Genomic DNA, 25,165 nt, shown 5'->3' on the forward strand with positions numbered 1-25,165 from the left:
AAACAATATTTACAGAATGAAAACGGTGGTAATGGAATAGAAGAGTAAAGCGTTTGCGCCATGGATGGCGCAATCCGAGCGTACAGGGGTGTATTTACAGCGTCTTTACGATCTATCCATTACCACCGCTCGGCCGCTGCTTATCGCAAGCCGTGCTGAAAATCACTGTGCTGCAATCAGGAAGGATTTGAACTGTGGCGTCATCACTGCGCTAAAGCCCTTATCCGTTTTGGTAATCAGATAAACCGCCAGCCCCTGCTGCTCCGCCAGCTTCAACGCCTTCTCCGTTCCCAACACGATCAAACCCGTATCCCAGCCGTCGGCTTCCAGCGCGGTTGGCGCAATCACGGTTGCAGAAACCAACTGATGAGTAATCGGTCTGCCCGTCTCGGGATCGATAACGTGAGAATAGCGCTTGCTGTCTTCCTCAAAATAATTCCGATAGCTGCCGGAGGTGCTGATCGCATAACCCTGCAAATTCACCGCCGCCTGCGCTGCATTTTCCTGGTCGGTTGGCTTCTGAATCGCCACACGCCACGGCGTACCCTCGGCATTCACCCCACGGCTGGAAATCGCACCGCCGACGGAAACCAGATAATTGGTGATCCCTTTACGCGTCATTAGCTGCGCGAGAATGTCTGCGCCGTACCCTTCGCCCAGCGTGGAGAGATCGACATACAAATCCGGGAGGTCTTTCTGAATCCACTCGCCTTTTTCATCACTTATCAGTTTCAGGTGGCGCAGCCCGACATTTTGCCGCGCTAAATCAATCTGCTGTTGGCTGGGAATCCGCGTAGGTTGCTTCTGCGGGCCGAATCCCCAGAGATTAACCAACGGGCCGACGGTGATATCCATCGCGCCGTGCGTGGCTTTACCGATACGCAGCGCGGCCAGAATAATATCCGCCATGCCATTGCTGATGGGCTGGGGATCCGTTCCCCTGTACTGATTAAAACGCGACAGTACCGAATCGTCACGGTAGGTGGAAATGTCGTTATTGGCCTGCTCCAGCAGGGCATCGATTTCTCGTTGCAACTGCGTTTTGTCTTCGGTGACGTCGCCGCTAATTTTTACGCTGTAAAACGTCCCCATGGTTTTGCCTTCAATGGTCAACAAAGGGCGCTGTGTTGTCGGCGTTGGATTATCGCAGGCTGTCAGAAGGCAGAATAAGCCACAGAGTAGCAATCTCTTCGCGGCGAGAGGCATCATGAAAAACTCCTGAAAAACTGAACTGAGAGTAGGCAGACAGGAGAGTAACAAAAAAGGGATGAGGCGTAATTGAATGGAAGACAAATGAAAGGAAAAAAAAGGCCCATCTCAGGGGATGGGCAAAGACTACACACAGCAATTCGTTACTAACTCTGACGAGGAGGAAACCTCATGGACAAACAGTAGGTTAATACTAGCTCCGGTATTTATCCTATGGATTATGGCCTATTTCGTCATTAAGAATCATCCTAATAGTTAATTATCTTTTAAGAGTTGACCTCTCAGAGTTTTTATATTGTCAATAATATTGATGCATTAGAGAAATGATATCAAAATTTTTAGGACTAATCCCTAAGAATAGAGGGTTAATCATTAGCTACTTTTACCTATTGAAAAAGTAAGGGAATGATAGTGTCGAAAAAATAGAACCGGAAAATAGAGCCGAAGAAGCGATGCCGAGAGAGGGAATACGTGGGCGGTGTACCGCCCACGGGAAGAGAAAACGGTGACTGTCGGTCTTACTCTTTATCTGTCGTGTTAGACGTATTAACGGAGAGGATGTTTTGCGGTTCGGGGATTTCACGCATCCAGGCAAACAGCAGACGGTAGGAAACGGCGAGGACGACCGGACCAATAAATATCCCAATCATGCCAAACGCCAACAACCCACCAATCACGCCAGAAAGAATCAGCAGCATAGGAAGATCGGCTCCCATTCTGATTAATACCGGACGGATAATGTTATCGATGGTGCCAACGAAACAGCTCCATACCAGCAGGATGGTGCCCCAGGTGGTATCGCCTGTCCAATACAGCCAGATAATGGCAGGGATAAGTACCGGAAGTGGCCCCAACTGCGCCAGACAACATAGAAACATCAGAACGGTTAATAGTGTGGTGTAGGGAATCCCGGATAGCCCCAGACCGATTCCGCCTAGCACCGATTGCACGATAGCTGTTACTACCACGCCTAGTGCGACGGCACGAATTGACTGTGCTGCCAGAATCACGGCGGCATCGCCGCGCTCCTGTCCCAGCCGGATAGCGAAATGTCGCACGGCCTTCGCAACGGCTTCGCCCTTGTAATAAAGCAGGGCGCTGAAGATCAGCATCAGGGAACAGTGCATCAGAAAACGCCCGACATGCGCCGCCTGTGCCACCAACCAGGTCGCCGTTTTACCAAAATAGGGTTGCACTTTGGCGAACAGACCGCTGCCACCGCTTTGCAACAGCGCCTGCCAGCTGTTAAATAATTTCTCTCCCACTAAAGGAATGGACGTCAGCCACTCCAGCGTCGGGGGCGAAAAGTTTTCCTGCCGGGCTCCCCAGCTCATCAGCGCAGAGCTGTTATCCACCACGCTACTGACAAGAACGGCAATCGGGACAATAAATAGCAGGATAAGCAGCAGCGTCATCACCAGCACTGCCAGAGAACGCCGCCCCCATAATAGTGCCTGAAATTTAATCAGCATCGGCCAGGTGGCAATGACCACCATACATGCCCAGGCGAATCCCAGAATAAAAGGCTGCACCACCCAAAAACAGGCAATAATCATGATGGTAATAAACACCAGACTGAACAGGATTCTGGCCAGGTCAAATCGTGGTGGTTGAGAATATTTGCTCAACGAATGGTTCCTCAATAGCAAAAGAAAAGGCTGAAGGTGAGGTGGTTTGGGTGAACTGATTTAATCACAGCGTCATCATGAGATATTTCCGGGTGTTTTGACAGCCTGTTGAACATTTTGTTGGTGAAACGACGGTTCGCCAACACGCTGTATGTTTTTGCCGATCCGGGAGCGCACACGATTGCGAAATGTGATAAAACGTGATGTCCCCGATGACAGAGCGGCTATAGCAGACTCTTCACAGGCATTTCACGACATATTGGCAAACACATCATGTACGGACAGGGTCAAAAAATAATGATCCCACAGATCACGCAATCTCCCGGGCTGGTTCAGCCGGTGCTTAATTTTCTGGAAGCATTGAAGAAAAATGGATTCACAGGCGATACGGCGACTAATTATGCCGATCGTCTGACGATGGCAACGGATAACAGTATCTACCAGCTTTTGCCGGATGCGGTGGTTTTCCCCCGCTCAACCGCCGATGTGGCGATCCTCTCGCGGCTGGCGGGTGATACGCGTTTTTCAGGGTTGACCTTTACGCCACGCGGTGGCGGGACAGGAACAAACGGGCAGGCGCTGAACCGCGGCATCGTGGTCGATATGTCGCGTTATATGAACCGCATTCTGGAGATCAATCCTGAACAGGGCTGGGTACGCGTCGAGGCTGGCGTCATTAAAGATCAGCTTAACCAATATCTGAAGCCTTACGGCTATTTCTTCGCACCTGAACTGTCGACCAGTAACCGAGCAACGCTGGGTGGTATGATCAATACCGATGCATCAGGGCAAGGTTCGCTGGTGTACGGTAAAACCTCAGACCATGTGCTGGGGCTGCGTGCGGTTCTGCTGGGCGGCGAAATGCTGGATACGCAGGCGATGCCGGTAGAGTTGGCAGAGAAACTGGCGTTAGAAGATTCCGCCATCGGCCGTATTTACCATACGGTGCTGCACCGCTGCCGCGAACAGCGTGCGTTGATTATCGACAAGTTCCCTAAGCTGAATCGTTTTCTGACGGGCTATGACCTGCGTCATGTGTTCAGCGACGATCTCCGTACCTTTGACCTGACGCGTATTCTGACCGGGGCGGAAGGTACGCTGGCGTTTATCACCGAAGCGAAGCTCGATATCACGCCGCTGCCGAAGAGCCGTCGTCTGGTGAATATCAAATACGACTCCTTCAACTCCGCGTTGCGCAATGCGCCGTTCATGGTGGAGGCGAAGGCGTTATCCGTTGAAACCGTGGATTCTAAGGTGTTAAACCTTGCCCGCGAAGATATCGTCTGGCACTCCGTCAGTGAACTGATTACCGATGTGCCTAATCAGGAAATGCTCGGCCTGAATATCGTGGAGTTCGCAGGGGATGATGAGGCGCTGATTAACGGGCAGGTCGACGCGCTCTGTCAGCGGTTGGATACGCTGCTGGCTACCGGCGAAGGCGGGGTGATTGGCTACCAAACTTGTAACGATCTGGCTGGCATCGAACGTATTTACGCGATGCGGAAAAAAGCAGTCGGGCTGCTGGGCAACAGTAAAGGGCAGGCTAAACCGATCCCATTTGCGGAAGATACCTGTGTGCCACCACAACATCTGGCTGATTACATTGAAGAGTTCCGCGCGCTGCTGGACAGCCATAACCTGACGTACGGCATGTTCGGCCATGTGGACGCAGGGGTGTTGCACGTCCGTCCCGCACTGGACATGTGCGACCCGCAACAGGAAATGCTGATGAAGCAGCTTTCCGACCAAATTGTCGCGTTGACGGCCAAATATGGCGGCCTGCTGTGGGGTGAGCACGGTAAAGGTTTCCGCGCCGAATACAGCCCTGAATTCTTTGGGCCGGAGCTGTATGCCGAGTTACGCCGCATCAAGGCGGCGTTCGACCCCGATAACCGACTTAATCCTGGGAAAATTTGTGCGCCGCTGGACGTGGATGCGCCGATGATGAAAGTCGATGCGGTTAAGCGCGGCACGTTTGATCGCACGATCCCGCTGACGGTGCGTACCGCGTTCCGTGGTGCGATGGAATGTAACGGTAACGGACTGTGTTTTAACTTTGACGCTCGTAGCCCAATGTGTCCGTCGATGAAGATCAGCGGCAACCGTATTCATTCACCGAAAGGCCGTGCGACGCTGGTGCGTGAATGGTTACGCCTGCTGGCGGAGCAGGGCGTCGATCCGGTAGTGCTGGAAAAAGCGTTGCCGCAGCAGAAGCTGAGCCTGCGCGCCTTTATCCAGAAGACTCGCAATACCTGGCAGGCGAAGCAGGGTGATTACGATTTCTCGCATGAAGTTAAAGATGCGATGTCGGGCTGTCTGGCGTGTAAAGCCTGTTCAACGCAGTGCCCTATCAAGATTGACGTGCCCGGTTTCCGCTCTCGCTTCCTACAGCTTTATCACACTCGCTATCTGCGTCCGGTGCGTGATTATCTGGTGGCCGGTGTCGAAAGCTATGCGCCGCTGATGGCGCGCAGCCCGAAGACGTTTAACTTCTTCCTGAAAATGCCGCTGCTGAATAACCTGAGCCGCAGCCAGATTGGTATGGTCGATTTGCCCTTACTGTCATCGCCGTCGCTGCGTCAGCAGTTTGCCGGGCATAGCGGCGTCAACACCACGCTGGAACAGCTGGAACAGTTGCCGGAAGCGGCGCGCCAGCAGTATGTGTTAATCGTGCAGGATCCGTTTACCAGCTATTACGATGCGCAGGTGGTGGCTGATTTCGTCCACCTGATCGAAAAACTGAAGCTGAAACCGGTGCTATTGCCGTTCTCGCCGAACGGAAAAGCGCAGCACATTAAAGGCTTCTTACAGCGTTTTGCCAAAACGGCCTCGAAGACGGCAGATTTCCTGAACCGTGTAGCCAAACTGGGGATGCCAATGGTGGGCGTCGATCCCGCGCTGGTGCTGTGCTATCGTGACGAATATCGTGAAATTCTGGGAGAGAAGCGTGGCGATTTCCAGGTGCAGCTGGTGCACGAATGGCTAGTGACGGCATTGGCAGACAGCACGCCGCAACCTGCCACTGGCAAATCCTGGTATCTGTTGGGGCACTGTACGGAAACCACGGCGCTGCCGATCAGCACGAAACAGTGGTCCGACATTTTCTCGCGCTTTGGTGCCAAACTGGAGAATGTCAGCGTCGGCTGCTGCGGCATGGCGGGAACCTACGGGCATGAAACCAAGAACCTTGCCAACTCGCAGGGAATCTATGCGCTGTCCTGGCAGCAGGTGTTGCAGAAGTTACCGCAGAAACGCTGCCTGACCACCGGCTATTCATGCCGCAGTCAGGTGAAACGTATGGAAGGCAGCGCATTGCGCCATCCGCTACAGGCCTTGCTGGAGATTATCTGATGCTATGGAAACGACAGGTTACGCTTGAGCAGCTTAATGAACCGAGCCAAACGTGTATGGTGGGCCATATCGGTATTCGTTATACCCATATCGCGGAGGATTCTCTGGAAGCGTTGATGCCAGTGGATTCTCGCACGCGTCAACCGTTTGGCTTATTGCACGGCGGTGCATCTGTTGTGCTGGCGGAATCGCTGGGTTCCGTCGCGGGCTATTTGTGTTCTGAAGGCGATCAGCAGGTGGTGGGGCTGGAAATTAACGCCAACCATCTGCGAGCCGTGCGCGAAGGGGAAGTGCGGGGCGTATGCCGGGCGCTTCACGTTGGCCGCCGTAGCCAGGTGTGGCAGATTGAGATTTTTGATAATCAGAATCGCCTGTGCTGCATTTCACGTCTGACGACGTCGGTCATTACACCGTAAAACTGTAAACATGAAGCACTGAACCAGACTGCTGGCGGGTCTGGTTCGGTTGTTCTGAGAAAACATTGCTCTTCAGGGGAGAAACGGCACACGCTTAACAAAGTCTGTCTGAAACTCGGTGGCTTTATCCCATGAGCCTTGCATGCTTAGCTGATGGCAAATTGATTTCAGCGTGTTACGGGCAAAGTAGTAGCTTTGCACTCGAAAGAGGTGGCAACGCCCTTCATTATTAATCTCTTTAATCAACCGATTGTGCAGCTTAACCAGCGCATGCAGATAGCTGTCGTCATCGCCATTTCTCAGACAGAGTTCAACCATGTCCATGCAGGCGTTATGATAGCGACGTAAATGGTCAATATTGCTTCCTGGACGGTTCAGGCGAGCTTCCGCCATATAGAAATCAACGGTGGCATCGCGAATCTGAAATTTATATTCGTCAATTTGGTGGTGCAGCCAGGCATTCACGGAAAGCATGGTTATCGATCCCGAATATGAAATGATAATCATTATCATATTGATAAAAAAGGCCATGATCAATGGGCAAAATGTGCTTTAACGTCAAAAGTCCGATCGGAAATCACATAAATCTTCATATACCTTCCCTGTTTTACAAATAGGTATCGCCGATAAATGTTATAATAATGATAATGAGATGATAATTTTTACCTTCCCGAAAGGGGCAGGGGTGATGATATTAATTCATTTATTATCAATTGGTTAGTCGATTTTTCGCCACGTTGTTTGGCGCGTCGGAGACGTGTAAAATAGCGCTATTGGCTCGCTAAAAACCGAAATGTTACGAATAGCCCTGCGAAACAAGAGGTTGAAGCTAGTTTCATTATCACTAACATTAGGGGAAACCAGCCTAAAACTGGTACCACACGCAATGAGGTATTCCATATGCAAGCGGAAAATGTAGGGACGTTTTCACTGGATGAAAATGTCTGGCAAGGACTGACGCTGACCGAGAGCGCCGTGAAGCAGATTAAGAATCTGATGAAGCAGGATGAAGCCGTGCAAGGACTGCGGCTCGGCGTTAAACAATCAGGCTGTGCAGGGTTTGGCTACGTGCTGGATCTGGTACAGGAGTTTGAGACCGACGATCTGGTCTTCGAACGTGATGGCGCAAAACTGTATGTCCCACTGAAAGCGATGCCTTTCATTGACGGCACAGAACTTGATTTCGTCCGTGAAGGGCTGAATCAGATATTCAAGTTTAATAATCCCAGAGCGCAGCATGCTTGTGGATGTGGCGAAAGCTTTGGCATTTAAGTGATGAAAAATTATGGCTCGTAGCACGGTAGATGTACCTGATGATGTCCAGATCTGGATGGGTGATGGACGCTATAAAGAAGGTTTTTTCACGCAGTTGGAAACCGATGAGCTGGCGCATGGCATCAACGAAGATGTCGTACGGGCGATCTCGGCGAAGCGTAATGAACCTGAGTGGATGTTGGAATTCCGTCTCAACGCCTACAAAGCGTGGCTGGAGATGGAAGAGCCGCATTGGTTAAAAGCCCATTACGAAAAACTCGACTATCAGGACTATAGCTATTATTCCGCGCCTTCCTGCGGTAACTGCGATGACAGCTGCGGCTCTGAGCCCGGCGCCAAGCAGCAATCCGGGATTACGGACGTGAATAATTACCTGACCAGCGAAGTAGAGAATGCGTTTAATCAGCTGGGTGTTCCTGTCCGTGAGGGCAAGAAAGTGGCGGTCGATGCGATTTTCGACTCCGTATCTGTGGCGACCACGTATCGGCATGAGCTGGCTGAAAAAGGCATTATCTTCTGTTCATTCAGCGAGGCGATTCAGGAACATCCCGATCTGGTACGTCAGTATCTCGGTACGGTCGTACCGGCGAACGACAACTTCTTTGCGGCGCTGAACTCGGCGGTTGCCTCTGACGGCACGTTTGTGTACATCCCGAAAGGCGTGCGCTGCCCGATGGAACTGTCGACGTATTTCCGCATCAACGCGGCGAAAACCGGTCAGTTCGAGCGTACGATCCTGATCGCCGATGATGACAGCTACGTCAGCTACATCGAAGGCTGCTCCGCGCCGGTTCGTGACACCTACCAACTGCACGCCGCGGTGGTGGAAGTCATCATCAACAAGAATGCCGAAGTGAAATACTCCACGGTGCAGAACTGGTTCTCCGGTAAAGATGACGCAGAAGGCGGGATTCTGAACTTCGTGACGAAGCGCGCGCTGTGTGCCGGTGAGCACTCAAAAATGTCATGGACGCAGTCAGAAACTGGCTCAGCGATTACCTGGAAATACCCGAGCGTTATTCTGCGCGGTGACTACTCCGTCGGCGAATTCTTCTCTGTTGCCTTGACCAACGGTCGTCAGCAGGCCGATACCGGCACCAAGATGATTCACATCGGTAAAAACACCCGTTCGACCATCATCTCCAAAGGGATTTCCGCCGGACGCAGTGAGAACACCTATCGTGGTCTGGTGAAGATCATGCCGAGCGCGACCAACGCCCGTAACTTCACCCAGTGTGACTCTATGCTGATCGGCAGCGAGTGCGGCGCACATACCTTCCCCTACGTGGAAGTGCGCAACAATACCGCGCAGTTGGAGCACGAAGCGACGACCTCGAAAATTGGTGAAGACCAACTGTTCTACTGTCTGCAACGCGGTATCAGCGAAGATGACGCTATTTCGATGATCGTGAACGGATTCTGTAAGGACGTCTTCTCTGAATTGCCGCTGGAATTTGCGGTAGAAGCACAAAAGTTACTGGCGATTAGCCTGGAACACAGCGTCGGTTAATTCGGCGGTTACCGGGATTTTCACAGACGAATAATGAGAATCATCGGTCCCGGAATTCATTAAGCGCTCGCCACATTGGGCGTTGGAAGGAATAAGCATGTTAAGCATCGAAAATTTAAAAGTCAGCGTAGAAGGCAAAGAGATCATCAAAGGGCTTAATCTCACCATTAAGCCGGGTGAAGTCCACGCGATTATGGGCCCAAATGGTTCAGGAAAGAGTACGCTCTCCGCAACGCTGGCTGGACGTGAAGAATATGAAGTGACCGACGGTTCTGTCAGTTTCAAAGGGAAAGACCTGCTGGAGTTGGCTCCAGAAGATCGCGCGGGTGAAGGCGTCTTTATGGCGTTTCAGTACCCTGTCGAAATCCCCGGCGTCAGCAACCAATTCTTCCTGCAAACCTCCGTTAACGCGGTGCGTAAATACCGTGAGCAGGAACCTCTGGATCGCTTTGACTTCGCCGACTTTATCGAAGAAAAGATCAAGCTGTTGAATATGCCGGAAGATTTGTTGACCCGTTCGGTCAACGTGGGCTTCTCCGGCGGTGAGAAGAAGCGTAATGATATTCTGCAGATGGCGGCGCTGGAGCCGGACCTGTGCATTCTGGATGAAACCGACTCCGGGCTGGACATCGATGCACTGAAAATCGTCTCTAACGGCGTAAACTCCCTGCGTGACGGCAAACGCTCGTTCATCATCGTAACGCACTACCAGCGTATTCTTGATTACATCAAACCGGATCACGTCCACGTTCTGTATCAGGGACGTATTGTGAAATCCGGTGATTTTTCGCTGGTGAAACAGTTGGAGGAGCAAGGCTATGGCTGGCTTACCGACGAGCAATAAGGTGACGAGCGACAACGCGACGGGTAAAACCAGCATCGCCCAGAAGCAAGAGCAGGCGCTGCAACAATGGCATGGCCTGTTTGAGCGTGATGCGTCGCGCCGTTCTGAAGAGGCGAACCAACACTGGCAGGACGTAGTGCGCCTTGGCTTACCGCACCGTAAGCATGAGCACTGGAAATACACGCCGCTGGATGGCTTGCTGAGCAACGAATTTGTCGCACCGCAGGCACAGTCTCTCGATCGTGCAGCGGTAGATGCCTTGGCATTAGCCGTGGATAGCTGGCGTCTGGTGTTTGTCGATGGCGTATTCAATGCCGAACTCAGCGACAGCACCTGGGGCCCTTATCAGGTTGATGTACAGGCGTCGCGTGCGCGTGGCGCGCTGCCTGCGGCCATCCAGTCAGAAGTGTTCCTGCATCTGACCGAAAGTCTGGCTAGCACCAGTACGCTGATTCGCCTGGCTGCCGGACAGCAGGCGGAAAAACCGCTTTATCTGTTGCACATCAGCAGCTGTCAGGCAGCGGCGTTGAACACAGTTCACCATCGCCATCATTTGAACGTCGAACATGGCGCGAGTGCGGAAATTATCGAGCACTACGTCAGTCTGGATGAGCATGCGCACTTTACTGGCGCACGCCTGACGGTGAATGCGGCGGAAAATAGCCAGGTTAGCCACTATAAGCTGGCGTTTGAAGCGGCAGCAGGCTACCACTTCGCGCACAACGATCTGGTTCTGGCGCGTGATGCTCGGGTTCGTAGCCACAGCTTCTTGCTGGGTGCGGGTCTGACGCGTCATAACACCAGCGCCCAGTTGAACGGTGAAGGCACTAATCTGTCCATGAACAGCCTGATTCTGCCGGTTGGTAGCGAAGTGTGTGATACGCGAACGTATCTGGAACACAATCAGGGCTATGGCGAAAGCCGCCAGCTGCATAAGGTTATCGTCAACGATCGTGCCAGAGCGGTGTTTAACGGCATGATCAAAGTTGCGCCGCATGCGCTGAAAACTGACGGGCAGATGACCAACAATAACCTGCTGCTTGGCCGACTGGCTGAAGTCGACACCAAGCCGCAGTTGGAAATCTACGCAGACGACGTGAAATGCAGCCACGGCGCCACTATTGGGCGTATGGACGAAGAACAGCTGTTCTATCTACGTTCCCGCGGTATTACGCAGCAGGATGCGCAACAGATGATCATCTTCGCCTTTGCGGCGGAAGTCACAGAAGCAATTGAAAACGAGTCTCTGCGAGATGTGGTTCTGGAACGTATCGCGCAGCGTTTGCCAAACGCGCTGGCGAATGCCGGCAAGGCGGTATGATGAGTTATCCTATTGAACGGGTTCGCGCCGATTTCCCGTTGCTGGCAAGTGAGGTTCACGGCCATCTGTTAGCCTATCTTGATAGCGCCGCGAGTGCGCAAAAACCGCACGCGGTAATCGATCGCGAAGCCGAATTCTATCGCCATGAATATGCTGCGGTGCATCGCGGCATTCACACGCTGAGCGCACAGGCGACCAGCACGATGGAAGCGGTGCGCGAAAAGGTGGCATCCTTTATCAATGCCGCCTCAGCAGAAGAAATTGTCTTTGTACGCGGGACGACAGAGGCCATCAATCTGGTGGCTAACAGCTATGGCCGCACCTTCATCCAGCCGGGCGATAACCTGATCATCACCGAGATGGAACACCACGCGAATATCGTTCCCTGGCAGATGCTGGCGGAAGCGCGTGGCGTTGAGGTTCGTGTATTGCCGCTGGCTGAAGAGGGCACGCTGGATATCGCGCAGCTTCCTGGCTTGCTGGACGAACGTACTCGTCTGCTGGCAGTAACGCAGATCTCTAACGTGTTGGGCACGCTGAACCCAGTGAAAGCCATGATTGCGCAGGCAAAAGCAGCGGGCGCGGTGGTGTTGATCGATGGCGCGCAGTCGATTATGCATCAGCCTGTCGATGTGCAGGATCTGGACTGCGATTTCTTTGTCTTTTCAGGACATAAGATCTACGGCCCTTCGGGTATTGGCGTGTTATACGGCAAACGTGACCTGCTTCAGGCTATGCCACCGTGGGAAGGTGGCGGGGCGATGATTTGCCAGGTGAGCCTGCGTACGGGCACCACCTATGCCGATTCACCGTGGCGCTTTGAAGCGGGATCGCCCAACACGGGCGGTATCATAGGCTTAGGTGCTGCGCTGGACTACGTGACGGCGCTGGGGCGTGAAGATATTCAACGTTATGAATCCTCGCTGATGCAGTATGCGCTGGAAGCGTTAACGCAGGTGCCCGATCTGACACTGTACGGTCCTGCTGAGCGTCACGGCGTCATTGCGTTTAATCTTGGGCAGCACCATGCCTATGATGTCGGAAGTTTCCTCGATCAGTACGGTATTGCGATTCGCACCGGCCACCATTGCGCGATGCCGCTGATGGAACACTACGGTGTTCCTAGTATGTGCCGCGCCTCGCTGGCCGTTTATACTACACGCGAAGAAATTGACCGGCTGGTTGCCGGATTGCAACGTATCCATCGATTGCTGGGCAGTTAAGCGCCGCGCGCGGATCTGTTCGGGGAGGAAAACATGGCGAGTCTGCCAGAACCGCAGAAACTGGCGCGCAACTTTGCGCGCTGCAATGACTGGGAAGAAAAATATCTTTATGTCATCGAGTTAGGGGAGCGTCTTGACCCTCTGCCTGACGAATGGCGTAATCCAGATAACTTGATTTCGGGGTGCCAGAGTCAGGTTTGGATTGTGGCGCAGCCTGATGAACAGGGCATTATCGTCCTGCATGGCGACAGCGATGCCGCTATTGTGAAGGGACTGATTGCGGTGGTTTTCAGCCTGTATCAGGGGCTGACCGCGCAGGAGATTGTTGAGCTAGATGTGCGGCCATTCTTCGAATCGCTGGCTTTGAATCAACACCTGACGCCATCCCGCTCTCAGGGGCTTGAGGCGATGCTGCGCGCGATTCGTGCGCATGCTGCCGCACTGCTTTAATTTTCTTCCCTGTTTTCTGCTTTCCTGAAGTATAAAAAAGCGCTGTGACGGAAAAAAACGTCCAGCGCTTTTTTGTTTTTTCACTTACTGATTTTTACCAACGGCACGTTATTGTTTTTGGTTGATTTATTAACTCGCTGATATTTCAGAATTCGTCCCGTATATTTATTTCCCATTAAATTTTATGCTGGCTCTGCTTTGTAAAGAATTGAATATCAATGCTTTGATTTTTAAATAAAATATTCTTTTGTTACAACAATGCTAATATATACCCACGCTCGGTGGAAAGGGGCTGTGATAGCCGGATTGACACCCGATCAAGAGGTATAGCCGGATAGTGCATTCTGGGTACATAACCAGATGTTATTGATTGTAGGGAACCTAATATGAAACGCGCGTTAACTTTACTCGGTATGGCCTTCGCGGCATACCTGGCCAGCACCGCCGCTAAAGCGACGGAATACCCGCTACCGCCACCTAATAGCCGCCTTATCGGCGAGAATATCGCTTATACGGTCCCCAATGATGGTCGTCCGTTGGAGGCTATCGCTGCGGATTTCAAGATTGGTCTGTTGGGCATGATGGAGGCGAATCCGGGCGTGGATCCTTACCTGCCGACAGCGGGTTCCACAATCACGATCCCAACGCAAATGCTGCTGCCGGATACCCCGCGTGAAGGCATTGTGGTCAATCTGGCGGAGCTGCGTCTCTACTACTACCCGAAAGGGAAGAATACCGTCATCGTTTACCCGATCGGTATTGGTCAGTTGGGACGCAATACGCCACTGATGACGACCAGCGTAAGCGAGAAGCGTGAAAACCCGACCTGGACGCCAACGGCGAACATCCGCAAGCATTATCTCGAAGAGCAGGGCATCAAGTTGCCTGCTGTTGTTCCGGCTGGCCCGGATAACCCGATGGGATTACACGCGTTGCGTCTGTCAGCGCACGGTGGCGTTTATCTGCTGCACGGTACGAACGCGGACTTCGGTATCGGCATGCGTGTAAGCTCCGGCTGTATTCGTCTGCGTCCGGATGACATCAAGGCGTTGTTCGACAACGTGCCAGTCGGTACGCGAGTGCAGATTGTTAACGATGCGATTAAAACTTCCGTTGAGCCAGACGGCAAACGCTATGTTGAAGTGCATCAGCCTCTGTCGAAGACCGATAAAGACGATCCGCAAACTATGCCTATTCCGCTGACGACAAAGACGCAAAAATTTGTTAAGGATGCAGAAACGGACACTAAGGCCGTTGCTGATGCGATTGTGCGCCGTTCCGGCATGCCGATCGTGGTTAGCGTAGGGCAAGATATCAATACCTATCAGCCATCAGTAGATTCAGCGCCTGAAACGCATCAGGCTGCCCCGATCACGGCTATCAGCACTTCCGCGCGCTAATGGTGAAATAAGCCGGCCAGATGCGCTTAGGCGCATCTGCGCTGCCCCAAAAATGGGAGAGGGCTGGGGATATACCTGACTGGGTAAAAAAGGATTGAAAGGAAAGGTGAGAGAGTAAAATGAAGGCAAAAAAATGGCGCACATTGTGCGCCATTTTCACGACTTAACCAGTTCGATTACTTTTTGTAGGTACGAACTTGGTTGTCCAGACGCTGGTTAGCACGAGCTGCGTCGTCTTTAGCAGCTTGTACGTCAGAGCGGATTGCGTTCACGTCATTGCTCAGTTGGTCAACTTTAGCGTTCAGAGTCTGAACGTCAGAAGACAGCTGATCAATTTTAGCGTTGCTTGAACAACCAGCAAGCAGAGTAGAACCCAAGATTACCGCGCCCAGTACCAGTTTAGTACGATTCATTATTAATACCCTCTAGATTGAGTTAATCTCCATGTAGCGTTACAAGTATTACACAAACTTTTTTCTAATGAGAATAAATTTTTGATGAGAACATGCTTAATTTTGATCGTTCGCTCAAAGAAACAGCGAGTTTTACCTATTCATTAAAAAAGTAAGGAAAACAGTGCTATTTTTATCGGATAACTCCGAGGCTGTAAGCTATTAAATGGCACGTTACACAAACGCATTAATTAGGTTATCGCACTGTAGAAAGTCGTTTCAGAATATAAAAAAAGCGCCACTAAGGCGCTTTTTACCTATCTGATTGTTGGGATCAGAGACGGTGTACGGAAGCGGTGTTGGTTGTGCCGCTGGAAACCAGTGCACCAGATACCATAACCACAACATCGCCAGCCTGCGCATGACCGCTTTTCAGCGCGGCTTCTTTACCGATACGGTAGAAATCATCAGTAGAAGCGATTTCCTTCACCAGCAGCGTATCAATGCCTTTGCTCAGCAGAAGCTGACGCGCGGTGACGTCGTTAGTCGTCAGCGCCAGAATGCGGGCATTCGGGAAGTATTTACGGATAGATTTAGCAGACTTACCGCCGCTGGTCGCAACGACAATCAGTGGCGCATCCAGTTTCTCTGCAGTTTCTACTGCACCGCGGCAGACAGCTTCGGTGATACGCAATACTGGAGGCGTCTTGATGGTATCCAGACGGCTTTTCATCACCGAATCGGTACGCTGACAGATCGTCGCCATGATGGTAACGGATTCCAGCGGGTATTTACCTTTCGCACTTTCGCCAGACAGCATAACGGCATCGGTGCCGTCGATGATGGCGTTTGCCACGTCGCCAGCTTCAGCACGGGTAGGGCGTGGGTTTTTGATCATGGAATCCAGCATTTGCGTCGCGGTGATAACTACTTTGCGTGCCAGATTACATTTTTCGATCATCATCTTCTGCGCGAAGATCACTTCTTCCACTGGAATTTCAACGCCCAGATCGCCACGTGCAACCATGATGCCGTCAGAGGCTTCCAGAATTTCGTCGAAATTGTTCAGACCTTCCTGGTTTTCGATTTTGGAGATGATCTGGATGTGTTCGCCGCCGTGTGCTTTCAGGTGGGCGCGAATTTCTTCAACGTCAGAACGTTTACGAATAAAGGATGCCGCAACGAAATCGACGCCTTGCTCACAACCAAAAATCAGGTCGCGTTTGTCTTTTTCGGCCAGAGCAGGCAACTGGATGGAAACGCCAGGCAGGTTAACGCCTTTATTCTCACCCAGATCGCCATTATTCAGCACTTTACAGACGACGTCGTTACCGTTAATCGCAGTAACTTGCATGCCGATCAAACCGTCATCCACCAGAACGGTGTTACCCACGCTGAGGTCTTCAGTAAAACCGGCATACGTTACTGCTACGCGATCCTTGTTACCCACGATGCTTTGATCGGTGGTGAACGTGAACGTTTGACCTGCGGTCAGCGTTACGTCGGCACCGTTTTCCAGCTTCATGGTACGGATTTCCGGGCCTTTGGTATCAAGCAGGATAGCGGCTTTTTTACCCGTTTTTTCCGTGACGGCACGCAGGTTCTTAATGCGTTGACCGTGTTCTGCGTAATCCCCGTGAGAGAAATTCAGGCGCATCACATTCATGCCAGCAGACAGCAGGTTGCCCAGCATTTCTTCTGACTCTGTTTTTGGCCCGATGGTACAAACAATTTTTGTCTTTTTCATACGATAGTTTCTACAAGTTGTGATGGATAAAAAAACGAGTGAACCAGTGGCGATGCGAGGCAAGCCGCTGGAAAGAATGTATGAGGAAACAGTATAAAAGAGGTAAGTATAAATGGTCGTAGCGAATGGGTGATGAAGTGCGTAGCCGCTCGTCGCATGAAGTTAGCGAGATTCGCGTTGGCGATGCCGTTGATAATAATGTTATTGATAGTGGCACGTTGTTTAGCTGAAACCATTCAATTGAAACGACGTTTCGTATTATAGTTATTAAGCGACGAGAAACAAGGTGGTAAAAGGGATGAAATTGAATATTTTGTCGCGTTTACGCAAAAAACGGGATGATTTGGTGTTTTTACCTAACTTTGTTGCGCAACCGCCTAAGAAATCCGCTGCATAACTACGATATTACGGCGAGTGATGATAAGTGATTGATTCTTGTAATGGCTGACAGTAAATAAAGAAAATGCGTGTAAGCGGCAGGTATTTCTGTCGATCCGTATCACGTTTTTGTGTCATGCTCCTTGAGAAGATGAATGCAGATGGTAGTTTACCTGCCATTGCGGATTGTTACTGCGTAAGCAGGCAAAACCAGATGCTCGTTCTTGTTACGAGTGTCTGGTTTTTTTGTTTCCAGGGTTTGAAAAATGAAGATTGCCAAAATACTCAACAATAATGTCGTCACCGTAATCGACGAAAACAATAATGAGTCGGTTGTGATGGGACGCGGGCTGGGCTTCAAAAAGCACTCTGGCGATCTGCTGGACGAAACGCTGATTGAGCGTGTGTTTGTGATGAAATCCGGCGAGCTGACATCGCGCTTGCAGGAACTGCTGTCAGAGATTCCGATGGATGTCATCACAACGGCAGACAAAATCATTCTTCTGGCAAAAGCGCGTTTACCCGGGAAACTGCAAAACAGCGTCTATATCTCCTTAACGGATCACTGCCACTTTGCGATCGAGCGTCACAAACAAGGGGTGGATATCCGCAATGTACTGCTATGGGAAATAAAACGCCTATATCCGAAAGAGTTCGCTGTCGGCCAGGAGGCATTGGATATTATTGAGCAGCGTTTGGCCGTGCGACTACCGGAAGATGAAGCGGGATTTATTGCTTTACATTTGGTGAACGCACAGCTTGACAGCGAAATGCCAGAAGTATTGCAAATTACCAAAATCATGCAGGAAATACTGAATATTGTAAAATATCAGCTGAATCTGGATTATAATGAGCAGGCATTGAGCTACCATCGCTTTGTGACGCATTTGAAATTCTTTGCTCAGCGACTAATAGGAAAAAGTACCGTATTTAGTGACGATGAATCGCTGCATGATGTCGTGAAGGAAAGATATCAACTGTCTTATCGCTGTGCGGAAAAAATACAGGCGCACATTATTCAAAAGTATCATTACACATTAACGAAAGAAGAATTGATGTTCTTAACTATTCATATTGAACGTGTGCGTACAGATGGTCAGGATAAAATAGAACCCGGTGATGGAGAATAATTTCTGCTAATTTGATTTTAGTCACAAAAATAGCAATGTAGCAAGATAAATACCTTGCTTACGATGAAAGTGAAAGAATAGAGTATGTGGAAAGCAAATTATCAGATGAAGTAAAGTTTTATTGTCAGTGCATGAGTTGTGCTGGCATAGGCCTAAATAATTCAAGTAGCGTAGCCAACGCACATGTAACTTGAAGTATGACGGGCATACAAGCAGGATTGTTACTGTCAGGCTAGTCTAGGCGGGCAGGCAAAACCTAAATCGTTTTCTCAATGTTTATTGGGAAAAGCGATTTAGGTTTTTTTTTGTCTCAAACAGAGCTGGCAATCTTAAATTATTGATACTTAAGTCTGTTTAGCATTAAGGATAGACGATGGAATATAAAGCATTAGCAAGTGATATACTCGATGGTGTCGGTGGGCGTGGCAACATCATTAGCGTGATACACTGCGCAACCCGACTACGCTTTAAACTAAAAGATGACAAGAAAGCGGATGCCGCTGCGCTGAAGAATAATTCAGGCGTGATCATGGTGGTTGAAAGTGGCGGACAATTTCAGGTCGTTGTAGGCAATCATGTCAGCGATGTCTATCGCAGTTTACTGGATGTTTCTGGATTGAGCGATCAGGCTGACTCCTCAAATAATGAAGACGGTGATGAGAAGAAAGGTAATCTTCTTTCCCGCTTCATTGATATTATATCTGGCATATTTACGCCATTAATTGGCGTCATGGTTGCCTCTGGTATTTTAAAGGGATTTTTAGCCCTGAGTTTAGTGTGCGGTTGGATGGTTGAAACCAGTGGAACCTATAAAGTTCTGTTTGCGGCCAGCGATGCATTATTCTTTTTCTTCCCGGTAGTTTTAGGCTATACCGCAGGGAAAAAATTCGGTGGAAATCCATTCGTTACCATGGTGATTGGTGCAACGCTGGTTCACCCATCCATGATCGCTGAATTTGGCGCCATGCAGGATGCGAATTATCAGCAGCTTTATTTTCTGGGCATTCCAATTACCTTTATTAATTATGCGTCTTCCGTTATTCCGATTATTTTCTCGGCCTGGCTCTCTTCACGTCTGGAAAAGCCACTGAATGCCATATTGCATATCAACATCCGCAATTTCTTCACGCCGTTACTGTGCCTTTGTATCACGGTCCCCGTTACGTTCCTGCTGATTGGGCCGGCGGCCACCTGGCTTGGGCATATGCTGGCTGGCGGCTACCAGCTGATCTACGGGCTGAACTCCACAATTGCAGGCGCACTGATGGGCGCGCTGTGGCAGGTATTCGTGATTTTTGGCCTGCATTGGGGCTTAACGCCGCTGATGATCAATAACCTCAGCGTATTGGGACACGACACACTGCTGCCGCTGCTGACGCCTGCGGTGTTAGGGCAGGCAGGGGCGGTGCTGGGTGTGTTGCTGCGTACTCGTGATATGAAGCTGAAAGGGATTTCTGGTTCGGCGTTCTCGGCAGCCATCTTTGGTATTACAGAACCTGCGGTATATGGCGTCACATTGCCGCTGAAGCGTCCTTTCATCTTTGGCTGCTTAGGTGGCGCAATCGGGGCCGGTGTTCTGGGATATTTCCATACCACCATTTATTCCTTCGGCTTCCCGAGCATCTTCACCTTTACGCAGGTTATCCCACCTACTGGTGTCGATAACTCGGTCTGGGCTGCCATTATTGGTACGGCCATCGCCTTCACCTTCGCTGCGGTAGCGACCTGGGCATTTGGGATTCCGCCGCAAGAGAATGCGCCAGCAGTAAACGCGCCTACGGCGGCACCGCAAGCCACGCAGAACCAGAACGATGCAACGCGTAAGCAAGAAATAAACAGCCCGATTGAGGGAACGGTGCTGCCACTTGAGCAGGTCGGTGATGAAACGTTCGCCAGTGGATTAATGGGAAAAGGCATCGCGATTAAACCGCAGGCCGGACGCGTGGTTTCACCGGTGAATGGGACGGTTGCCTCGCTGTTCAAGACCAATCATGCCATCGGACTGGAGTCTGAAAACGGTGCTGAGGTGCTCATTCACGTCGGTATCGATACGGTGAAATTGGATGGTCAGTATTTCACTGCTCACATTAAGACCGGCGATGTCGTGAAGCAGGGCGATCTTCTGGTGGAGTTTGATTATCAGGCGATTGAGAAAGCCGGCTATGACACGACAACGCCCGTCATTATCACCAATAGCGAAGATTACGTTGATGTTCTGCCTACTGCCGGAAACACCGTGCAGGAACAGGGCGCGTTGTTGACGTTAATCCGCTGACATTGAAATTTATGACCCAATTGGGAGGAGAAAAGATGAGCCATCAGTTTCCGAAAGAATTCTTGTGGGGCGGCGCGATCGCTGCCAATCAGGTTGAAGGTGCGTATTTAACGGACGGAAAAGGGCTATCAACGTCCGATTTGCAGCCACAGGGTATTTTTGGCGAGATCGTCACGCGTACGCCGGGCGACAGCGGCATTAAAGACACGGCGATCGATTTTTATCACCGCTATCCCGAAGATATCGCGCTCTTTGCTGAAATGGGCTTCAAATGCCTGAGAATCTCGATTGCCTGGACACGCATTTTCCCGCAAGGCGATGAAGCCCAGCCGAATGAGGCAGGACTGGCGTTTTACGATCGCCTGTTTGATGAAATGGCAAAGTATGGCATTCAGCCGTTGGTGACGCTGTCCCACTATGAAATGCCGTACGGTCTGGTGAAGAATTACGGCGGCTGGGGAAGCCGTGAAACGATTACGTTCTTCGAGCGCTACGCCCGCACGGTATTCCAGCGCTATAAAGACAAAGTGAAATACTGGCTGACGTTCAATGAAATTAACTGTGCGCTGCATGCACCGTTTACGGGAGTCGGACTACCCACTGAAAGCGATAAACAGGCAGTTTATCAGGCGATTCACCATCAGTTGGTTGCGAGCGCCAAAGCAGTAAAAGCCTGCCATCAACTTATCCCTGATGCCAAAATCGGTAACATGCTGCTGGGCGCGATGATGTATCCGCTGACCTGTAAGCCGGGCGATGTGTTGGAAACTATGCAGCAGAACCGCGACTGGCTGTTCTTCGGTGATGTACAAACCCGAGGATACTACCCAGCGTACATGAAGCGCTTCTTTGCACAGCACGGTATTACGCTGACAGTAACGGAAGACGATCGTCAGTCGCTGAAAGAAACCATCGATTTCATTTCTTTCAGCTATTACATGACGGGCTGCGTGACTACTGATGAAGAAGTGAACCTGAAAGCCCGCGGCAATATTTTGAATATGGTGCCTAACCCGCATCTGGAAAGCTCTGAGTGGGGCTGGCAGATCGACCCGGAAGGACTGCGCTATTTGCTGAACTATCTGTATGACCGCTACCAAAAGCCGCTGTTCATTGTGGAAAACGGTTTGGGTGCCAAAGACAAACTTGAGAACGATGGCAGCATTAACGATGACTATCGCATCAAATACCTGAACGATCACCTGTATCAAGTGGGTGAAGCATTAGAAGATGGCGTTGAGGTTATGGGTTACACCTGCTGGGGCCCTATCGATCTGGTTAGTGCGTCAAAAGCCGAAATGTCGAAACGCTACGGCTTCATTTATGTCGACCGTGATGATGAAGGGAACGGTACATTAGAACGCCGACGTAAGAAAAGTTTCTACTGGTATAAAGACGTTATTTCCTCTAACGGAGAAACGTTGAAATAAATCAGCGTATCGCTACGTTATTTACGCATTCATTCTTAGGAAAACAAATTCTGGAATGAATGCGAACTCTCTTTTTTACTACCCATGGGAAAGATGGCAGGAAAATAAAATGAAACGGGAGGGTGTTGACTAGCCATTAAATCATATAAACGGTCATTTGGGTTTTACAAACTTTTATAAATAGACGGGCTTTCGGCTAGCGTCGAAGGCATGTTGTTTCCAATTTAAAAATGTACCCTACTCGGATAATAATATGCGTAAAAAATTCCCTGTAAAGATGATGGTATTACTGATGTCGTCAGTATTTTTGTCTAATGGTGCTATGGCCGCGAAATTGACCGTAGAAGAAAGATTGGAGCTATTGGAGAAAGAACTGGCGGCAAACAAAGCCGAATTGCAGTCAACCAAAAAAGAGCTGCGCGAATATAAGACGATCGCAGAGAATAAAACCCAAGTCGCCGTAAACTCAACGGCGAAAGATAAAACACGGGCTGTTGCATCCGTTGACAGCTCTCCGGCTAACCATACGGCAGCCGCCTCTGCGGCAAGCTCGGTTGATGTTGTCACGGCTGCAAATACACAGCAAAAACCGCTAACGTTGGATGAAATTAGCAAATACGTTAAAGATGACATCGGTTTCTCCTATACCGGTTATTTACGTTCCGGTTGGGCAACCGGGACGAATGGTTCACCGGAGTCCTATGCCATTGGTTCTTTAGGTCGTTTTGGTAATGAACATTCTGGTTGGTTCGATCTTCTTCTCACCCAGCGCGTTTATAACAAAGACGGCAAGACGGCACACGCCGTGGTTAAACTCGACGGAAACGTTGGACAGCAATACAGCGCGGGCTGGTTTGGTGATAATACGGGTAATGAGAACGTCCTTCAGTTTTCCGATTTGTACCTGACAACAAACGGCTTCCTGCCTTTTGCACCAGAAGCCGATTTCTGGGTCGGGAAGCATGTCCTGCCTGTTTATGAAATTCAAATGCTGGACTGGAAAAGCGATCGCGTTTATGCCGGTGCGGGCGTGGGGATAGAGAATATGAACGCGGGGCCGGGGAAATTAGATCTCGCGTTGACGCGTGAAGATGTTAACGTTTACTCCAGAGAATATGCAGATCCTAATATCGGTAGAGATGCAGATAAAACCAAAATGAATACCAACACGATGGAGGTTCGGTATAAAAACCTACCATTGTGGGAAGACGGTGCGCTAACATTGATTGGTAAGTATGTGATGGCAAATAAGAACGATAGCCAGAAACATAACGAAAGCAATAATGAATACTTCAAAATGAAGGACAGCTATCTGGCGACGGCAATCGTCAAACAGAAGCTGGATGCACGCGGTGGATTTAACGAATTTACGTTGCAGTCAGCGAATAACTCTATCGCTAGTGGGTTTGCCCGTTACAATGACGGTAATCCGTCAATTGGACAGGGTAAAAACTATTATGGCGATCACACGGGCGGTAATGCGTTTCGCGTAATTTCACAAGGTGAAATGTATTTGCATGACAACGTCATCATGGCTAATGCGTTGGTGTACTCCTGGGGTAATGATATTTATAGCTATGAAACGGGTGCGCACAGCGATTTCGAAAGTATCCGTACCGTTATTCGTCCCGCCTATATTTGGGATAACTATAACCAAACTGGCGTGGAGCTAGGCTGGTTTACGCAGAAAAATACCAATCAAGCCGGTGTGAATTTCCGCGAGTCTGGTTATAAAACCACGCTTTATCATGCGCTGAAAGTTGATACCAGCATCCTGAACTCCAGACCGGAAATTCGTTTCTACGGTACTTACTTAAATATTCTGGATAATGAGATTTCGGGCTACAAATTCTCGGATGATAAAAATAAATCTCAGTTTATCGTTGGTGTTCAAGCTGAGGTGTGGTGGTAACAACGTATTACTGCAAATATTGCAGGCTGCAATGCCTGCCATTCTTTAAGATGGAACAACAATATGCTGATAAATTTAAAGAATCGAACAGTGTCGATACTGGCAACAAGTCTGTTTGCCTGCGCTTCAATGCATGTATTCGCGCTACCTGCCGATTTTCCGGTTATGCCCGCGGCAACCGTCCCCGTAAGCCAGTATGTCACGGCGGTGAACGCGGATAGCAGTATCACTTTCCGCCTGTTTGCGCCAACGGCGAAGCAGGTCAGTGTTTTTACCGGTTCGACGCCCGATAGCATTGTATCCCATGCGATGACGAAAGATGAATCTGGCGTATGGTCGTTCAAAACGTCAGCGCTGGCACCGAACCTGTATGAATATTTTTTCAGCGTGGATGGCTTCCGCACCATCGATACCGGCACGGCGTTGACTAAACCACAGCGTCAGGTAAATACCAGTTTGATTCTGGTGCCGGGGAGCATTCTGGATGTGCGTCAGGTCCCACACGGTGAGCTAAGAACGCTGACCTATCACTCGAAAGCATTGAAATCAGAGCGTCAGGTCTATGTCTGGACGCCGCCGGGCTATAGCGAATCGTCAAAACCGTTGCCAGTGCTGTATTTCTACCACGGCTTTGGTGACACGGGCGCATCGGCCGTGGTGCAGGGGCGGATACCACAGATGATGGATAACCTGCTGGCGGAGAAAAAGATTGAGCCGATGCTGGTCGTCATTCCTGATACGGAAACGGACGCTCCCGGCATCATCCCGGAAGACTATCCACCGCAGGAGCGCCGTAAGGTGTTCTATCCGCGCAATGCGTTAGCGGCGGACAGGGAACTCATCCATGACATTATCCCCGAGATCGGCAAACGCTTTAACGTCCGTCAGGATGCGAACGGCAGGGCGCTGGCCGGGCTGTCTCAGGGCGGCTATCAGGCACTGGTATCCGGCATGAGCCACCTGGATCACTTCGGCTGGCTGGCAACGTTCAGCGGCGTGACCACCGAAACGGTGCCGAACACGGCCGTTGCTGCACAGCTTGAACGACCGGAGCAGATCAATCAGCAACTGAAGAACTTCACGGTAGTGATTGGTGAAACCGACAACATCACCGGTAAGGATATTGCGGGCCTGAAAACCGTACTGGAGCAGAAAAATATCCGGTTTGACTACCGCCATTATCCGAACCTCGGTCATGAAATGGATGTCTGGCGACCGGCCTACAGCGAGTTTGTTCAGAAGCTTTTTAAATAGCGTCTTCATGCTGCGGGCTG

General features: G+C 50.5%; 19 protein-coding genes and 1 other RNA gene. 14 read left to right on the forward strand and 6 right to left on the reverse strand.

Translation table 11 applies throughout. The annotated features are described in order from the left end of the window. Positions 1-162: 162 nt before the first annotated feature. The 3 genes from apbE to ydiK form a co-directional block, all read right to left on the reverse strand. Complete coding sequence (gene apbE, locus JFY74_09375) at positions 163-1,209, reverse strand: FAD:protein FMN transferase ApbE (GenBank protein QQG30204.1); 1,047 nt, start codon at positions 1,207-1,209, stop codon at positions 163-165. Positions 1,210-1,300: 91 nt separating this feature from the next. Then, an RNA gene (gene rprA, locus JFY74_09380) (antisense sRNA RprA) lies at positions 1,301-1,412 on the reverse strand. A 315-nt stretch (positions 1,413-1,727) separates the two neighbouring features. After that, positions 1,728-2,837 carry an AI-2E family transporter YdiK gene (gene ydiK, locus JFY74_09385; GenBank protein QQG30205.1) on the reverse strand — a complete coding sequence of 370 codons (1,110 nt, stop codon included), beginning with the start codon at positions 2,835-2,837 and terminating at the stop codon, positions 1,728-1,730. 297 nt (positions 2,838-3,134) lie between these two features. Between ydiK and JFY74_09390 the strand changes: the two genes are divergently transcribed. After that, entirely contained in the window at positions 3,135-6,188 is a 3,054-nt protein-coding gene (locus tag JFY74_09390; GenBank protein QQG30206.1) for an FAD-binding oxidoreductase, read from the forward strand. Next, positions 6,188-6,604: a 1,4-dihydroxy-2-naphthoyl-CoA hydrolase gene (gene menI, locus JFY74_09395; GenBank protein QQG30207.1), complete on the forward strand. Its 417-nt coding sequence runs from the start codon at positions 6,188-6,190 to the stop codon at positions 6,602-6,604. Before JFY74_09390 ends, menI begins: the two co-directional genes overlap by 1 nt. Before the next feature lie 72 nt (positions 6,605-6,676). Here the strand turns inward: menI and JFY74_09400 are convergent, their stop codons facing one another. Then, a complete protein-coding gene (locus tag JFY74_09400; protein ID QQG30208.1) occupies positions 6,677-7,078 on the reverse strand; it encodes a hypothetical protein in 402 nt (133 codons plus the stop codon). Positions 7,079-7,504: 426 nt separating this feature from the next. Between JFY74_09400 and sufA the strand changes: the two genes are divergently transcribed. The 7 genes from sufA to JFY74_09435 all read left to right on the forward strand — a co-directional run bounded on the left by sufA (position 7,505) and on the right by JFY74_09435 (position 14,627). Next, positions 7,505-7,876, forward strand: coding sequence for a Fe-S cluster assembly scaffold SufA (gene sufA, locus JFY74_09405; GenBank protein ID QQG30209.1), 372 nt, complete (start codon positions 7,505-7,507; stop codon positions 7,874-7,876). Positions 7,877-7,889: 13 nt separating this feature from the next. After that, positions 7,890-9,389 (forward strand): Fe-S cluster assembly protein SufB, encoded by a 1,500-nt coding sequence (gene sufB / locus JFY74_09410; GenBank protein QQG30210.1) that lies wholly within the window; start codon positions 7,890-7,892, stop codon positions 9,387-9,389. A gap of 97 nt (positions 9,390-9,486) precedes the next feature. Further along, positions 9,487-10,233: a Fe-S cluster assembly ATPase SufC gene (gene sufC / locus JFY74_09415; protein ID QQG30211.1), complete on the forward strand. Its 747-nt coding sequence runs from the start codon at positions 9,487-9,489 to the stop codon at positions 10,231-10,233. Beyond that, positions 10,208-11,554: a Fe-S cluster assembly protein SufD gene (gene sufD, locus JFY74_09420; protein ID QQG30212.1), complete on the forward strand. Its 1,347-nt coding sequence runs from the start codon at positions 10,208-10,210 to the stop codon at positions 11,552-11,554. The genes sufC and sufD overlap by 26 nt, the downstream gene beginning before the upstream one ends. Then, complete coding sequence (sufS, locus tag JFY74_09425) at positions 11,554-12,777, forward strand: cysteine desulfurase SufS (protein QQG30213.1); 1,224 nt, start codon at positions 11,554-11,556, stop codon at positions 12,775-12,777. The genes sufD and sufS overlap by 1 nt, the downstream gene beginning before the upstream one ends. Positions 12,778-12,810: 33 nt before the next feature. After that, positions 12,811-13,227, forward strand: a complete 417-nt coding sequence (gene sufE / locus JFY74_09430; protein QQG30214.1) for a cysteine desulfuration protein SufE — start codon at positions 12,811-12,813, stop codon at positions 13,225-13,227. Positions 13,228-13,613: 386 nt separating this feature from the next. Beyond that, entirely contained in the window at positions 13,614-14,627 is a 1,014-nt protein-coding gene (locus tag JFY74_09435) for a L,D-transpeptidase family protein (protein ID QQG30215.1), read from the forward strand. Between the two features lie 176 nt (positions 14,628-14,803). On the opposite strand, the gene JFY74_09440 is transcribed toward JFY74_09435, so the two are convergent. Further along, the gene (locus JFY74_09440; GenBank protein ID QQG30216.1) at positions 14,804-15,040 is read right to left on the reverse strand and encodes a major outer membrane lipoprotein; all 237 of its coding nucleotides are present in this window, start codon (positions 15,038-15,040) and stop codon (positions 14,804-14,806) included. Between the two features lie 313 nt (positions 15,041-15,353). Further along, positions 15,354-16,766, reverse strand: coding sequence for a pyruvate kinase PykF (gene pykF / locus JFY74_09445; GenBank protein QQG30217.1), 1,413 nt, complete (start codon positions 16,764-16,766; stop codon positions 15,354-15,356). A gap of 644 nt (positions 16,767-17,410) precedes the next feature. Here pykF and bglG point away from each other — a divergent pair. The 5 genes from bglG (at position 17,411) to JFY74_09470 (ending at position 25,145) form a co-directional block, all read left to right on the forward strand. Further along, entirely contained in the window at positions 17,411-18,274 is an 864-nt protein-coding gene (gene bglG, locus JFY74_09450) for a transcriptional antiterminator BglG (protein QQG30218.1), read from the forward strand. A gap of 373 nt (positions 18,275-18,647) precedes the next feature. Next, positions 18,648-20,549 (forward strand): PTS beta-glucoside transporter subunit IIABC, encoded by a 1,902-nt coding sequence (gene bglF, locus JFY74_09455; GenBank protein ID QQG30219.1) that lies wholly within the window; start codon positions 18,648-18,650, stop codon positions 20,547-20,549. A 35-nt stretch (positions 20,550-20,584) separates the two neighbouring features. Next, positions 20,585-21,979 carry a glycoside hydrolase family 1 protein gene (locus tag JFY74_09460; GenBank protein ID QQG30220.1) on the forward strand — a complete coding sequence of 465 codons (1,395 nt, stop codon included), beginning with the start codon at positions 20,585-20,587 and terminating at the stop codon, positions 21,977-21,979. Positions 21,980-22,232: 253 nt separating this feature from the next. Beyond that, positions 22,233-23,891, forward strand: a complete 1,659-nt coding sequence (locus tag JFY74_09465; GenBank protein QQG30221.1) for a carbohydrate porin — start codon at positions 22,233-22,235, stop codon at positions 23,889-23,891. A 69-nt stretch (positions 23,892-23,960) separates the two neighbouring features. Continuing rightward, positions 23,961-25,145, forward strand: coding sequence for an esterase family protein (locus tag JFY74_09470; protein ID QQG30504.1), 1,185 nt, complete (start codon positions 23,961-23,963; stop codon positions 25,143-25,145). The last annotated feature ends 20 nt before the right edge of the window (positions 25,146-25,165 follow it).

The sequence above is a fragment of the Pectobacterium carotovorum genome, from assembly GCA_016415585.1.
Taxonomy (GTDB): domain Bacteria; phylum Pseudomonadota; class Gammaproteobacteria; order Enterobacterales; family Enterobacteriaceae; genus Pectobacterium; species Pectobacterium carotovorum_K.